Source organism: Streptomyces sp. Y2F8-2 (assembly GCF_014905555.1).
GTDB lineage: Bacteria > Actinomycetota > Actinomycetes > Streptomycetales > Streptomycetaceae > Streptomyces > Streptomyces cynarae.
The window spans coordinates 148,675-162,468 of record NZ_BNGS01000014.1 but is presented as its reverse complement, the minus strand read 5'-3'; the positions used below and the strand labels follow the sequence as shown (position 1 = coordinate 162,468).

The window sequence follows — 13,794 nt, the reverse complement described above, 5'->3', positions numbered from 1 at the left end:
TCAGCCCTCCGAGGGCGCGAGGCGCTGCAGTTCCGCCTCGGTCGACTTGAGCAGGTCGTTCCAGGAGGCCTCGAACTTCTCGACGCCCTCGTCCTCCAGGAGCTGGACCACCTCGTCGTACGAGATCCCGAGCTTCGCGAGCGCGTCGAGGTCGGCGCGCGCCTGCTCGTAGGTGCCGGCGATGGTGTTGCCGGTGATCTCGCCGTGGTCCTCGGTGGCCACCAAGGTGGCCTCCGGCATGGTGTTCACCGTGTTCGGCGCCACCAGCTCGTCCACGTACAGGGTGTCCTTGTACGCCTTGTCCTTCACGCCGGTGGAGGCCCACAGCGGACGCTGCTTGTTCGCGCCCGCCTTCTCCAGCGCGCTCCACCGGTCCGAGGAGAAGGCCTCCTCGTACGCCTCGTACGCCAGGCGCGCGTTGGCGATGGCGGCCTTGCCGCGCAGCGCCTTGGCCTCGTCGGTGCCCAACTTGTCGATCCGCTTGTCGATCTCGGTGTCGACGCGGGAGACGAAGAAGGACGCCACCGAGTGGATCTTGGAGAGGTCCAGACCCTTCTCGCGGGCCTTCTCAAGGCCGCTGAGGTAGGCGTCCATGACCTCGCGGTAGCGCTCCAGCGAGAAGATCAGCGTGACGTTGACGCTGATGCCGTTGCCGATCGTCTCGGTGATCGCCGGCAGGCCCGCACGGGTCGCCGGGATCTTGATGAGGGTGTTGGGGCGGTCGACCAGCCAGGCCAGCTGCTTGGCCTCGGCGACGGTGGCCCGGGTGTTGTGCGCGAGCCGCGGGTCGACCTCGATCGACACCCGGCCGTCCTGGCCCTCGGTGGCGTCGAACACCGGACGCAGGATGTCGGCGGCGTCCCGGACGTCCGCCGTGGTGATCATGCGGATCGCCTCTTCGACGGTGACCTTGCGGGCGGCGAGGTCAGCGAGCTGCTGGTCGTAGCCGTCGCCCTCGGAGATCGCCTTCTGGAAGATCGTCGGGTTGGTGGTGACGCCCACGACGTGCTGCTGGTCGATCAGTTCGGCGAGGTTGCCGGACGTGATCCGCTTGCGCGACAGGTCGTCCAGCCAGATCGCGACGCCTTCCTCGGAGAGGCGCTTGAGTGCGTCTGTCATGGAAAATGCATCTCCTACGTGTCGTGTATCAGCGTCAGCGCTGGGCTGCGGCGATCGATTCCCGGGCGGCGGATGCGACGTTCTCGGCAGTGAAACCGAACTCGCGGAAGAGCACCTTGCCGTCGGCCGAAGCACCGAAGTGCTCCAGGGAAACGATGCGTCCCGCATCCCCGACGTACTTGTGCCAGGTGAGGCCGATCCCGGCCTCGACCGCGACCCGCGCCTTCACAGACGGCGGCAGGACGCTGTCCCGGTACCCCTGGTCCTGCTCCTCGAACCACTCCACGGACGGCATCGACACGACCCGCGTGGGAACGCCGTCGGCCTGGAGCTGCTCGCGCGCCTCCACGGCGACGTGCACCTCGGACCCGGTGGCGATCAGGATCACCTGCGGCTCGCCGCCTTCCGCCTCGAACAGCACGTAGCCGCCGCGTGCGGTGTCCTCGTTCGGCTCGTACGTCGGCACGCCCTGACGGGTCAGCGCCAGACCGTGCGGGGCGCCCTTGCCGAACTCCTTCGTCCAGCGCTTGAGGATCTCGCGCCAGGCGATGGCGGTCTCGTTGGCGTCGGCCGGGCGCACGATGTTCAGGCCCGGGATCGCGCGCAGGGATGCGAGGTGCTCGATCGGCTGGTGGGTGGGGCCGTCCTCACCGAGGCCGATGGAGTCGTGCGTCCACACGTACGTCACCGGCAGGTGCATCAGCGCGGACAGGCGCACGGCGTTGCGCATGTAGTCGGAGAACACGAGGAACGTGCCGCCGTAGATACGGGTGTTGCCGTGCAGGGCGATGCCGTTCATCTCCGCGGCCATGGAGTGCTCGCGGATGCCGAAGTGGATCGTGCGGCCGTAGGGGCTCGCCTCCGGCAGCGGGTTGTCCGCCGGGAGGAACGAGCTGTTCTTGTCGATCGTGGTGTTGTTCGACCCGGCGAGGTCGGCGGAGCCGCCCCACAGCTCGGGGATGACCGCACCGAGGGCCTGGAGCACCTTGCCGGACGCGGCACGCGTGGCGACGCCCTTGCCCGCCTCGAAGACCGGGAGCTTCTCCTCCCAGCCGGTGGGCAGCTCGCCCTTGCTGATCCGGTCGAACTCGGCGGCGCGCTCGGGGTTGTTGTCCCGCCACTGCTGGAAGGACTTCTCCCACTCGGCCTTGGCCTCACGGCCCCGCTGAAGCGCCTCGCGGGTGTGCGCCAGGACCTCGTCCGCGACCTCGAAGGACTTCTCCGGGTCGAAGCCGAGGACCCGCTTGGTGGCCGCGACCTCGTCCTCGCCCAGCGCGGAGCCGTGCGCGGCCTCGGTGTTCTGCGCGTTCGGCGCGGGCCAGGCGATGATCGAACGCATCGCGATGAAGGACGGCCGGTCCGTGACCTTCTTCGCCGCCTGGATGGCGTTGTAGATCGCGTGCGGGTCCAGGTCGCCGTCCGGCTTCGGGGCGACGCGCTGCACGTGCCAGCCGTAGGCCTCGTACCGCTTGACCGTGTCCTCGGAGACAGCGGTCGCGGTGTCGCCCTCGATCGAGATGTGGTTGTCGTCCCACAGAAGGATCAGATTGCCGAGCCTCTGGTGCCCGGCCAGCGAGGACGCCTCCGCGGAGATGCCCTCCTGCAGGCAGCCGTCACCGGCGATGCAGTAGATGAAGTGGTCGAAGGGGGACTCGCCCTGCGGGGCGTCCGGGTCGAACAGGCCGCGCTCGTAGCGGGCGGCCATCGCCATGCCCACGGCGTTCGCGACACCCTGGCCCAGCGGGCCGGTCGTCGTCTCCACGCCCACCGTGTGCCCGTACTCGGGGTGGCCGGGGGTCTTCGAGCCCCAGGTGCGGAAGGCCTTCAGGTCGTCCAGCTCCAGGCCGAAACCGGCCAGGTAGAGCTGGGTGTAGAGGGTCAGGGACGAGTGGCCGGCGGACAGCACGAAGCGGTCACGGCCCACCCAGTCGGCGTCGGCCGGGTCGTGGCGCATCACCTTCTGGAAGAGGGTGTAGGCGGCCGGAGCCAGGCTCATCGCCGTACCCGGATGGCCGTTTCCGACCTTCTGTACGGCATCGGCGGCCAGGACACGCGCGGTGTCGACCGCACGCTGGTCCAACTCGGTCCACTCGAGGTCTGTGGTGGTCGGCTTGGTGCTCACCCTGGGTCAGGGCTCCTCTCCACATGTCGAATGCCGGTGCACTGGGCGCCCACCGGCCGCTGCTGAGCCTACCCCTGTAAGTACGTGCGTCTTTTCGGGTCATTCCAGACTGCCGGGAGTCTTTGAGGTCCGCCTCCCGACCCGCCATATCCGTAGTCGGCAACTGAATACGGACCCGCTCATCCGATCGCTCAATCGAGCTCTGTCCGGCTCTCCCATCCCCCGCACTCACCAGCGGCACGGCCACCGTCCAACACGACCCACCCCCCGCGAAGGGCGCGCTTCGGGCAACGTCTAAAGTTGCGTGAGTACGCGCGAGCCTTTACTGGGCGTTCACAGCCACGGCTCGCTGGGAAGTCTCTGTCAGGGGTGTGCGTGACGGCCGTCGAATCCCGTCCTGGGGGCACCTCCCAGGCCCTTAAGGCGCTGGGGGAGGGGGTGCTCGGTGCGAGCCAGAGCCCGAGCCACCGGCCGTTCGGGGCCCGTGTCAAGGCGTTCGTGGCACTGACCAAGCCGCGGATCATCGAGCTGCTGCTGATCACCACGGTCCCGGTGATGTTCCTCGCCCAGCAGGGCGTGCCGGACTTGAAGCTGGTCCTGCTCACCTGCATCGGCGGCTACCTGTCCGCGGGCGGCGCCAACGCGCTGAACATGTACATCGACCGTGACATCGACGCGCTCATGGACCGCACCTCCCAGCGCCCGCTGGTCACCGGCATGGTCAGCCCGCGGGAATGCCTCGCCTTCGGCATCACGCTGGCGGTCGTCTCGACGCTCCTGTTCGGCTTCACCGTCAACTGGCTGTCGGCGTGGCTGTCGCTCGGAGCCCTCCTCTTCTACGTCGTCGTCTACACGATGATCCTCAAGCGCCGTACCTCGCAGAACATCGTGTGGGGCGGCATCGCCGGCTGCATGCCGGTGCTCATCGGCTGGTCCTCCGTCACCGACTCCATGTCGTGGGCGCCGGTCATCCTCTTCCTCGCGATGTTCTTCTGGACGCCGCCGCACTACTGGCCGCTGTCCATGAAGGTCAGGGAGGACTACGCGCGCGTGGGCGTGCCGATGCTGCCGGTCATCGCCTCCAACAAGGTGGTCGCCCGGCAGATCGTGATCTACAGCTGGGTGATGGTCGTGGTCTCCCTGCTGCTGACCCCGCTCGGCTACACCGGCTGGTTCTACACGGCGGTCGCGCTCGCGGCGGGCGGCTGGTGGCTGTGGGAGGCGCACGCGCTGCAGAACCGGGCGAAGGCGGAGGCCACCGGGGCCAAGCTGAAGGAGATGCGGCTCTTCCACTGGTCGATCACGTACGTCTCGCTGCTGTTCGTCGCGGTGGCGGTGGATCCGTTCCTCCGCTGACGAAGACCTCGGGCAGCGGACGTACGTCACAGGGCACTGCTCTCGCCAGTCGATCTACTCGTCGGTAGCATCCTGACCATGGCAGACACGCAGCAGGTTGACCCCAAGGACGAGCGCAGGGCGGCCCGGATCGCCCGGCGGATCGACTCCTTCTCCAAGGCCCACGGCGGCGCCGAGGGCCAGGTCGCGTACATCGGGCAGCGCGGGGCCCGCATCGTGCTCGTCGGTGAGGACGGCACCTGGGGCGACCTCGTGGCGCCCACCTACGCCGTGGCCGAGAAGGCGGTGGAGAAGTCCGGCATCACCGTCCACGAGGCGTTCGACGGCGAGTTCGCGGGCAAGGTGAAGACCGGCCCGTACGAGTGGACGCGCATGGCGGGGATCCAGGTGGGCGGTACGCGCACCGCCCAGTAGCAACACCTCACGCCGGGTTCACCCGTTAGGACCTTCAGGAGGCACGGTCCAGTCACGGGAGTCCGGATGATCGAAACGCCGTCCCTGGTGGACCAGTACTGTCACGGCGTGGTCCGTACCGAGCTGGGCCTCGGCACCTTCGAGGCCCACCTCGCCCGTACCGAGGGCCCGCCCGCCGCCGGTACGACCCTGTTCGACACCCAGACGGGCTTCGCCGTACGCCGCTGGTGTCCGCCGCTGCTCGGTCTGGAGCCGCACTGCCCGCCGGCCCGCTATCTCGCCCGGCGGCGCGAACTCGGAGTCCTGGAGGCGGGGCGCAGGCTGCTCCGCGGCAGCGGCATCACCACCTACCTCGTCGACACCGGGCTGCCCGGCGATCTGACCGGGCCCGCCGAGATGGCCTCCGCCGGTGAAGCCGAGGCACACGAGATCGTCCGCCTGGAACTGCTCGCCGAACAAGTGGCCGACACCTCCGGCACGGTCGAGGGATTCCTCGCCAATCTCGCCGAGTCGATCCACGGGGCGGCGGCCCACGCGGTCGCGTTCACCTCGGTGGCGGGCGTACGGCACGGTCTGGCGCTCGCGCCGGAGCCGCCGGGCCCGGGGGAGGTACGAGGCGCGGCCGGCCGCTGGCTGGCGGGACGCAGAGTCGGAGGCACCCTGTCGGACCCGGTGCTGCTGCGCCATCTGCTGTGGAGCGCGGTGGCCTCGGGCCGGCCGCTCCAGCTCCACGCGGGCCTCGGCGAACCTGGCCTGCGCATCGACCGCACCGACCCCGTCCTGCTCACCGACTTCGTGCGCGCCACGGCCGGTCTCGGCACGGACCTGATCCTGCTGCACGGCTATCCGTACCACCGGCACGCCGCGCATCTGGCCGGGGTCTTCCCGCACGTCTACGCGGACCTGGGCGCGGCCCTGGTGCGCACCGGCGCCCGGGCCGCCGCGGTCCTGGCCGAGGTCCTGGAGCTGGCGCCCTTCGGCAAGGTCCTCTTCTCCAGCGGCGCCCACGGCCTGCCCGAACTCCATGTGATCGGCGCCCGCCTCTTCCGCGAGGCGCTGTCCCGACTACTGGGCGGCTGGGTCGCCGAGGGCGCCTGGTCGCTCGCGGACGCGCAGCGGGTGGCGGGGATGATCGCGGCGGGGAACGCGCGGCGGGTCTACGGGCTGGAGTGAGCCGTACGGCCGGGGCGCGGAGACCGTCAGGCGTTGGTGAGGGCCGACTCCGTCGAGGGACCCGGAAGGCCGGCGGTCACGCCGGTGCGTTCGCGCAGCGACAGCAGCACCCGCAGGACCCCGATCCACACCAGGCAGGAGCCGAACATGTGCAGGCCGACCAGAAGCTCCGGCAGGTGCGTGAAGTACTGGACATAGCCGATGACGCCCTGGCCGAGGAGGATCAGGAACAGCTCACGGGTGCGGTGCAGCGGGCCGCTCGGCGCGTCGACCGCCTTCAGGACGAACCACAGGGCGAACGTCAGCGTCACCACGATCCAGGCGAGCACGGCGTGCAGCTTGGCGACGGTCTCCCAGTCGATCGGGATGCGCTCGACCTCCCGGGAGTCGCCCGCGTGCGGTCCCGCACCGGTGACGACCGTGCCGACCGCGATCAGCAGCACCGAGGCGACGACCAGGAACCACACCAACTGCTGGACGGCCTTGCCCACCAGCGGGCGCGGCTCCGCGTCGCCCTCCCGTGTGCGCTGCCACATCACCGTGGCCACCGTGATGAGCGCGGTGGACAGCAGGAAGTGGGCGGCGACGGTGTACGGGTTGAGGCCGACGAGGACCACGATGCCGCCGAGGACGGCATTGCTCATCACGATCCAGAACTGCGCCCAGCCGAGCCGGGTGAGGCTGCGCCGCCGCGGCTTCTCCGAACGGGCCGCGATGATCGCCCAGCCGACGGCCGCGCACAGCACGTACGTCAGCATGCGGTTGCCGAACTCGATGGCGCCGTGCCAGCCCATGGCGCGGGTCGTGGTCAGCGAGCCGTCCGTGCACTCGGGCCAGGTGGGGCAGCCCAGCCCGGAGCCGGTCAGGCGCACGGCACCGCCGGTGACGACGATCACCACCGACATCAGGAGCGCGGCGAGCGCCGCCCGCTGAACCGTCCTGGGATGCGGGGTCCAGCGTGCGGCGATGAAGGCGAGCGGGTTGCGCGCGGCCGCTACGGCGTCGGCGCGGGTCACGTATGGCACGCCTTTCATGGTAGGGGGCCGCTTGTGCACGCTTTCACGAGGGGTCGGCCCAGGGGGAACGGGTCACTCCCAGCGGAAGAACCTCCCGGCCGCGGACAGCCCCACCACGGCCCACACCGCCAGGATGCCCAGGTCGCCCCAGGGCGTTGCGGCCCCGTGCTGCAACACGGACCTGAGGCCGTCGGAGAGGGCGGAGATCGGGAGCAGACCGAGCACGTCCTGGGCGCCGGAGGGGAACTTGTCCAGCGGCACGATCACGCCGCCGCCCACGAGCAGCAGCAGGAACACCAGGTTGGCTGCGGCCAGGGTGGCCTCTGCCTTCAGCGTGCCCGCCATCAGCAGGCCGAGCCCGGAGAAGGCGGCCGTGCCGAGGACCAGCAGGAGCAGCACGGCGAGGGGGTTGCCGTGCGGCGACCAGCCCAGCGCGAACGCGATCACCGTCAGCAGGACCACCTGGAGGACCTCGGTGACCAGGACTGAGGCCGTCTTGGCGGTCATCAGCCCCCAGCGGGGGAGCGGGGAGGACGCGAGCCGCTTCAGCACGCCGTAGCGGCGCTCGAAGCCGGTCGCGATGGCCTGCCCCGTGAACGCGGTCGACATCACGGCGAGCGCCAGGATGCCCGGGGCGAGGAAGTCGACGGCCTTGCCCGCACCGGTGTCGACGATGTCGACCGAGCTGAAGAGGACCAGCAGCAGTGTGGGGATGACGACCGTCAGGAGCAGCTGCTCGCCGTTGCGCAGCAGCATCCGCGTCTCGAGCGCGGCCTGCGCGGCGATCATGCGGGGCAGGGGGGCGGCGCCGGGCTTGGGCGTGTAGGTGCCGACGGTGGTCACGAGCGCAGCTCCTTGCCGGTGAGCTCCAAGAAGACGTCCTCCAGGGTGTGCCGTTCGACCGAGATCCTGTCCGGCATCACCCCGTGCTGCGCGCACCACGAGGTGACCGTGGCCAGCAGCTGCGGATCGACCTTGCCGATGACGCGGTACGCGCCCGGCGTCAGCTCCGCCGCCGAACAGTCCGCCGGCAGCGCCTTCAGCAGGGAGCCCACGTCCAGGCCGGGCCGCCCGGTGAAGCGGAGCGTGTTCTCGGCGCCGCCGCGGCACAGCTCCTCCGGATGGCCCTGGGCGATGACCCGGCCCGCGTCGATGATCGCGACGTCGTCGGCGAGCTGCTCGGCCTCGTCCATGTAGTGGGTGGTCAGGATGACGGAGACCCCGTCGGTGCGCAGGTCCCGGACGAGGTCCCAGGTGGCCCTGCGGGCCTGCGGGTCCAGGCCGGCGGTCGGCTCGTCCAGGAACACCAGCTCGGGGCGGCCGACGACGGCCATGGCGAGCGCGAGCCGCTGCTGTTGCCCGCCCGACAGGCGCCGGTACGGCGTCCGCCCGCAGCTGCCGAGCCCCAGCCGCTCGATGAGCGCGTCCACGTCGAGGGGGTGCGCGTGCAGCTTGGCCACGTGCCGGAGCATCTCCTCCGCCCGGGCACCCGAGTACACGCCGCCGGACTGGAGCATCACACCGATCCGGGGGCGCAGTGCGGCGGCCTCCCGGACCGGGTCGAGGCCCAGGACGCGGACCGTGCCCGAGTCCGGCTTCCGGTAGCCCTCGCAGGTCTCGACCGTGGTCGTCTTTCCCGCCCCGTTGGGGCCGAGAACAGCGGTGATGCCCGCCCGGGCCACCAGGTCGAGCCCGTTCACCGCGGTCTTCGTGCCATACCGCTTCACCAGGGCCTGTACCTGGACGACCGGCTCACTTCCCATGGGTCCAGAGTCTAGGTAGGCGCGCCGTCCACCGGACGAGGGGGGCCGGAAACCGATTGCACCGGGTACGACCACGTCCGGAAACTACTCGTCACGCGGCCTGTGCAGTGCCAGCCACCGCTCCGCATAGGCCACCGCGTCCGCGACCGGGAACAGCCGCGCGTCGGCCGCGCCCACCTTTCCCCGTGTGACGGGCCGGTCCCGCTCGAAGTCGTGCCCCAGTTCGTCGAAGAGCTCGGAAGTGATCGACACCTCGGTCACCACTTCCCATCCGTTCGGTCCCGGCCGCCCCACCCGGACGAGCGGCGAGGGTATGCGGTACTCGGCCAGATGGAAGCAGGTGCAGGAGTCGTATCCGGCCCCCAGCAGCAGCACGCGGGCGCCCAGGGCCTCCAGCCGGGCCAGCGGGCTGCTCCCCCACTGCCTTAAGGGCGTGGGCGGTGCCCCCAGCCCAGGCGGCAGTCGGCCGAGTGTCCCTCGACGATCTCCGCGGCGTGCGGGCCGACCGCGGCGAAGGACGTCTGGGGGTGCGCGCTGCGCAGGGCGCCCGGCCAGGTGCGTACGGTCTCCGGGACCACGCCTACCCCGCGCGTGGGCGTGGTCCGCGGGTCGTAGGCGGGCATGGTGGCCCGGATGGTCTCCCACCATTCCTCGGGCACCGGCGGATTTCCCCACAGCGCCGGGTCGGACAGATCGCCGGACTGCGTCGGCACCACCAGCGTGCCGTCCGGGCCGAGGGCGTCGAGCAGTGCCTGGACGACCGTGACGGCGCCTCCGTTGACCCAGCCGAGCGCGCTGAGCGAGGAGTGGACGAGGAGGATCTCGCCGGGGGTGACGCCGAGCGCGCGCAGCTGTGCGCGAAGGCCGCCCCTGGTGACAAGAGGGCCGGTCGGAAGGGGTGTGGGCATGGCCCCGGAGTCTTGTCCACACCGCCGGTGCCCGCCACCGGTTTGATCGGTCGCCCAGCGTTTCCGCAGGTCGGCTTAGGTATGCCTAAGTGACGTACCGCACCGGCCGCCCGTCCGGACGGCGCTTGTCAGCTTCTGCGGAATTACGCAACAATGGCGTTGTGAAAAACGTCGGCGAGGCTCGGGAGACCCCGGTGGGGGCCCCTCAGGAGGAACTCGCGACCGGGGAGCGCTCGACGCGCAACCGGGTCGCGCGGTCCATCCTGGACCACGGCCCGTCGACCGTCGCCGAGCTGGCCGGACGGCTGGGACTCACCCAGGCGGCCGTACGCCGTCATCTGGACGCGCTCGTCGCCGACGACGTCGTGGAGGCGCGCGAGCAGCGTGTGTACGGCACGCGCACGCGCGGGCGGCCCGCCAAGGTCTTCGCGCTCACGGACTGCGGCCGCGACGCCTTCGACCAGTCGTACGACAAGCTCGCAGCGGACGCCCTGCGCTGGATCGCCGAGCACGAGGGCGGTGAGGCGGCCGTGACCGCGTTCGCCCGCGCCCGGATCGCCGCCCAGGCCGGCGCGTACCGCGAGGCGATCGAGGCCGCCGCGCCCGAACGGCGCACCGAAGCGCTGGCCAAGGCCCTGAGCGCGGACGGGTACGCTGCTACGGCGCGCAGCGCACCGGTCGGCGAGCAGCTGTGCCAGCACCACTGCCCGGTCGCCCATGTCGCGGAGCAGTTCCCGCAGCTGTGCGAGGCCGAGACGGAGGTCTTCTCCCAGCTGCTCGGCACGCACGTTCAGCGACTGGCCACGATCGCGCACGGCGACGGCGTCTGCACGACGTTCATCCCCAAGGCGGCGCACCAGACGCCCCGCAAGGCTTCGAAGATTTCCGAGACCACCCACAACGCATCTGCAAGCACGGCCGGGAGGAACCCCGCATGACTCTCCCCACGGAGACTGCCCACCCTGAGCTCGAGGGCCTGGGCAAGTACGAATACGGCTGGGCCGACTCCGACGTGGCCGGTGCCTCCGCCAGGCGCGGCCTCAACGAGGAGGTCGTCCGCGACATCTCGGCGAAGAAGTCCGAGCCGGAGTGGATGACCAAGCTGCGCCTGAAGGGCCTGAAGCTCTTCGAGAAGAAGCCCATGCCGAACTGGGGCTCGGACCTGTCCGGCATCGACTTCGACAACATCAAGTACTTCGTGCGCTCCACGGAGAAGCAGGCGGAGTCCTGGGAGGACCTCCCCGAGGACATCAAGAACACGTACGACAAGCTGGGCATCCCGGAGGCGGAGAAGCAGCGCCTCGTGGCCGGTGTCGCGGCCCAGTACGAGTCGGAGGTCGTCTACCACCAGATCCGTGAGGACCTGGAGCAGCAGGGCGTCATCTTCCTCGACACCGACACGGCGCTGAAGGAGCACCCGGAGCTCTTCAAGGAGTACTTCGGCACGGTCATCCCGGCCGGTGACAACAAGTTCGCCGCGCTGAACACCGCCGTGTGGTCCGGCGGCTCCTTCATCTACGTGCCGAAGGGCGTGCACGTGGAGATCCCGCTCCAGGCCTATTTCCGCATCAACACGGAGAACATGGGCCAGTTCGAGCGGACCCTGATCATCGTCGACGAGGGTGCCTACGTGCACTACGTCGAGGGTTGTACGGCCCCGATCTACAAGAGCGACTCCCTGCACAGCGCGGTCGTCGAGATCATCGTCAAGAAGAACGCCCGCTGCCGCTACACGACCATCCAGAACTGGTCGAACAACGTCTACAACCTGGTCACCAAGCGCGCCGTCGCCTACGAGGGCGCGACCATGGAGTGGGTGGACGGCAACATCGGCTCCAAGGTGACGATGAAGTACCCCGCCGTCTACCTGATGGGCGAGCACGCCAAGGGCGAGACCCTCTCCATCGCCTTCGCGGGCGAGGGCCAGCACCAGGACGCGGGCGCCAAGATGGTCCACATGGCGCCGAACACGTCGTCCAACATCGTGTCGAAGTCCGTCGCGCGCGGTGGCGGCCGTACGTCCTACCGTGGTCTGATCGAGATCGGCGAGGGCGCCGCCGGGTCGAAGTCGAACGTGCTCTGCGACGCGCTGCTCGTCGACACCATCTCCCGGTCGGACACGTACCCGTACGTGGACGTCCGTGAGGACGACGTCTCCATGGGGCACGAGGCCACCGTCTCCAAGGTCTCCGAGGACCAGCTCTTCTACCTGATGAGCCGCGGCCTGTCCGAGGACGAGGCGATGGCGATGATCGTGCGCGGCTTCGTCGAGCCGATCGCCAAGGAGCTGCCCATGGAGTACGCGCTGGAGCTCAACCGGCTGATCGAGCTGCAGATGGAGGGTGCGGTCGGCTGACGACCGCCGCCGGACAAGCAGCACGCAGATTTCTGACGCAGGAAGAGAGCACAACGACAGCCATGGCTGAGGCCCAGAACATCCCCGTGGGATCCACCACCGCGGGCTCGATCGCGGTCGCCGCCGAGTCGACCGTCGCCACGCGCATGAGCGCGCCGCCGTCCTTCGACGTGGCGGACTTCCCGGTGCCGCACGGTCGCGAGGAGGAGTGGCGGTTCACCCCGCTGGAGCGGCTGCGCGGGCTGCACGACGGCACCGCCGTCGCGAACGGCGACGGCGTGAAGGTCGACGTCCAGGCCCCCGAGGGCGTCACCGTCGAGACCGTCGGCCGCGACGACGCGCGGCTCGGCAAGGCGGGCACCCCGGTGGACCGCGTCGCCGCCCAGGCGTACTCCGCCTTCGAGAAGGCCTCGGTCGTGACCGTCGCCAAGGACACCGTCCTCACCGAGCCGATCCGTATCGCGGTGCACGGCGAGGGCGGGACCGCCTTCGGCCACCAGGTCATCGAGCTGGGCGCCTTCGCCGAGGCCGTCGTCGTCATCGACCACACCGGTGACGCGGTGCTCGCCGCCAACGTCGACTACATCGTGGGTGACGGCGCCAAGCTGACCGTCGTCTCCGTCCAGGACTGGGACGACAAGGCCGTGCACGTGGCCCAGCACAACGCGCTGGTCGGCCGGGACGCGAGCTTCAAGTCCGTGGTCGTGACCTTCGGCGGCGACGTGGTCCGTCTGCACCCCCGGGTGACCTACGCCGGCACCGGCGGCGAGGTCGAGCTGTTCGGCCTGTACTTCACCGACCGTGGCCAGCACCAGGAGCACCGGCTTTTCGTCGACCACAACACCCCGCACTGCAAGTCGAACGTCGTCTACAAGGGCGCGCTCCAGGGCGACGACGCGCACGCCGTGTGGATCGGTGACGTGCTCATCGAGGCCAAGGCCGAGGGCACGGACACGTACGAGATGAACCGCAACCTCGTCCTGACGGACGGCGCCCGCGTCGACTCGGTCCCCAACCTGGAGATCGAGACCGGCGAGATCGTCGGCGCCGGCCACGCCAGCGCCACCGGCCGCTTCGACGACGAGCAGCTGTTCTACCTGATGGCCCGCGGTATCCCGGAGCACGAGGCGCGCCGCCTGGTGGTCCGCGGCTTCTTCGCCGAGCTGGTCCAGCAGATCGGCGTCGCGGACATCGAGGAGCGGCTGATCGCCAAGATCGAAGAGGAGCTGGAGGCGTCCGTCGCATGAGCGCCTTCGTACGTGTCTGCGGTCTGAGCGAGCTGGAGGAGGACACCCCGAAGCGGGTGGAACTCGACGGCACGCCCATCTCCGTCGTGCGCACCGAGGGCGAGGTGTTCGCGATCAACGACATCTGCTCGCACGCGAACGTCTCCCTGTCCGAGGGCGAGGTCGACGACTGCCACATCGAGTGCTGGCTGCACGGCTCGCGCTTCGACCTCCGCTCCGGCAAGCCGGACGCCCTTCCCGCGACGCGCCCCGTCCCCGTATACCCCGTAAAGATCGAAGGGGACGACGTGCTCGTCTCCCTCACCCAGGAGTCCTGAGGC

12 protein-coding genes and 1 pseudogene are annotated in these 13,794 nt (G+C 69.9%); 7 read left to right on the top strand and 6 right to left on the bottom strand.

Annotated features, from left to right (window positions below):
* Together tal and tkt are read right to left on the bottom strand one after the other, a co-directional pair.
* A complete protein-coding gene (tal, locus tag SY2F82_RS35845; RefSeq protein WP_200423281.1) occupies positions 1–1,119 on the bottom strand; it encodes a transaldolase in 1,119 nt (372 codons plus the stop codon).
* A 34-nt stretch (positions 1,120–1,153) separates the two neighbouring features.
* Positions 1,154–3,241 carry a transketolase gene (gene tkt / locus SY2F82_RS35840; RefSeq protein ID WP_200423280.1) on the bottom strand — a complete coding sequence of 696 codons (2,088 nt, stop codon included), beginning with the start codon at positions 3,239–3,241 and terminating at the stop codon, positions 1,154–1,156.
* A gap of 369 nt (positions 3,242–3,610) precedes the next feature.
* On the opposite strand from tkt, the gene SY2F82_RS35835 reads away from it, so the two are divergent.
* The 3 genes from SY2F82_RS35835 (at position 3,611) to SY2F82_RS35825 (ending at position 6,184) form a co-directional block, all read left to right on the top strand.
* Positions 3,611–4,597 (top strand): heme o synthase, encoded by a 987-nt coding sequence (locus SY2F82_RS35835; protein ID WP_374707234.1) that lies wholly within the window; start codon positions 3,611–3,613, stop codon positions 4,595–4,597.
* A gap of 78 nt (positions 4,598–4,675) precedes the next feature.
* Complete coding sequence (locus SY2F82_RS35830) at positions 4,676–5,011, top strand: hypothetical protein (protein WP_200423279.1); 336 nt, start codon at positions 4,676–4,678, stop codon at positions 5,009–5,011.
* A gap of 66 nt (positions 5,012–5,077) precedes the next feature.
* Positions 5,078–6,184: an amidohydrolase family protein gene (locus SY2F82_RS35825; protein WP_200423278.1), complete on the top strand. Its 1,107-nt coding sequence runs from the start codon at positions 5,078–5,080 to the stop codon at positions 6,182–6,184.
* A 26-nt stretch (positions 6,185–6,210) separates the two neighbouring features.
* On the opposite strand, the gene SY2F82_RS35820 is transcribed toward SY2F82_RS35825, so the two are convergent.
* The 4 genes and pseudogenes from SY2F82_RS35820 to SY2F82_RS35805 form a co-directional block, all read right to left on the bottom strand.
* Positions 6,211–7,218, bottom strand: coding sequence for a heme A synthase (locus SY2F82_RS35820; RefSeq protein WP_200423277.1), 1,008 nt, complete (start codon positions 7,216–7,218; stop codon positions 6,211–6,213).
* 54 nt (positions 7,219–7,272) lie between these two features.
* Positions 7,273–7,989, bottom strand: coding sequence for an ABC transporter permease (locus tag SY2F82_RS35815; protein WP_236041997.1), 717 nt, complete (start codon positions 7,987–7,989; stop codon positions 7,273–7,275).
* 50 nt (positions 7,990–8,039) lie between these two features.
* Entirely contained in the window at positions 8,040–8,963 is a 924-nt protein-coding gene (locus tag SY2F82_RS35810; RefSeq protein ID WP_200423275.1) for an ABC transporter ATP-binding protein, read from the bottom strand.
* An 84-nt stretch (positions 8,964–9,047) separates the two neighbouring features.
* Positions 9,048–9,871 (bottom strand): annotated as a pseudogene (locus tag SY2F82_RS35805) (aminoglycoside N(3)-acetyltransferase).
* Between the two features lie 161 nt (positions 9,872–10,032).
* On the opposite strand from SY2F82_RS35805, the gene SY2F82_RS35800 reads away from it, so the two are divergent.
* The 4 genes from SY2F82_RS35800 (at position 10,033) to SY2F82_RS35785 (ending at position 13,791) form a co-directional block, all read left to right on the top strand.
* Positions 10,033–10,809 (top strand): metalloregulator ArsR/SmtB family transcription factor, encoded by a 777-nt coding sequence (locus SY2F82_RS35800; RefSeq protein ID WP_200423274.1) that lies wholly within the window; start codon positions 10,033–10,035, stop codon positions 10,807–10,809.
* The gene (sufB, locus tag SY2F82_RS35795; protein ID WP_200423273.1) at positions 10,806–12,227 is read left to right on the top strand and encodes a Fe-S cluster assembly protein SufB; all 1,422 of its coding nucleotides are present in this window, start codon (positions 10,806–10,808) and stop codon (positions 12,225–12,227) included. The genes SY2F82_RS35800 and sufB overlap by 4 nt, the downstream gene beginning before the upstream one ends.
* Positions 12,228–12,289: 62 nt before the next feature.
* Complete coding sequence (gene sufD / locus SY2F82_RS35790; protein ID WP_200423272.1) at positions 12,290–13,474, top strand: Fe-S cluster assembly protein SufD; 1,185 nt, start codon at positions 12,290–12,292, stop codon at positions 13,472–13,474.
* Positions 13,471–13,791 (top strand): non-heme iron oxygenase ferredoxin subunit, encoded by a 321-nt coding sequence (locus SY2F82_RS35785; protein WP_103844430.1) that lies wholly within the window; start codon positions 13,471–13,473, stop codon positions 13,789–13,791. The genes sufD and SY2F82_RS35785 overlap by 4 nt, the downstream gene beginning before the upstream one ends.
* Positions 13,792–13,794 lie beyond the last annotated feature (3 nt).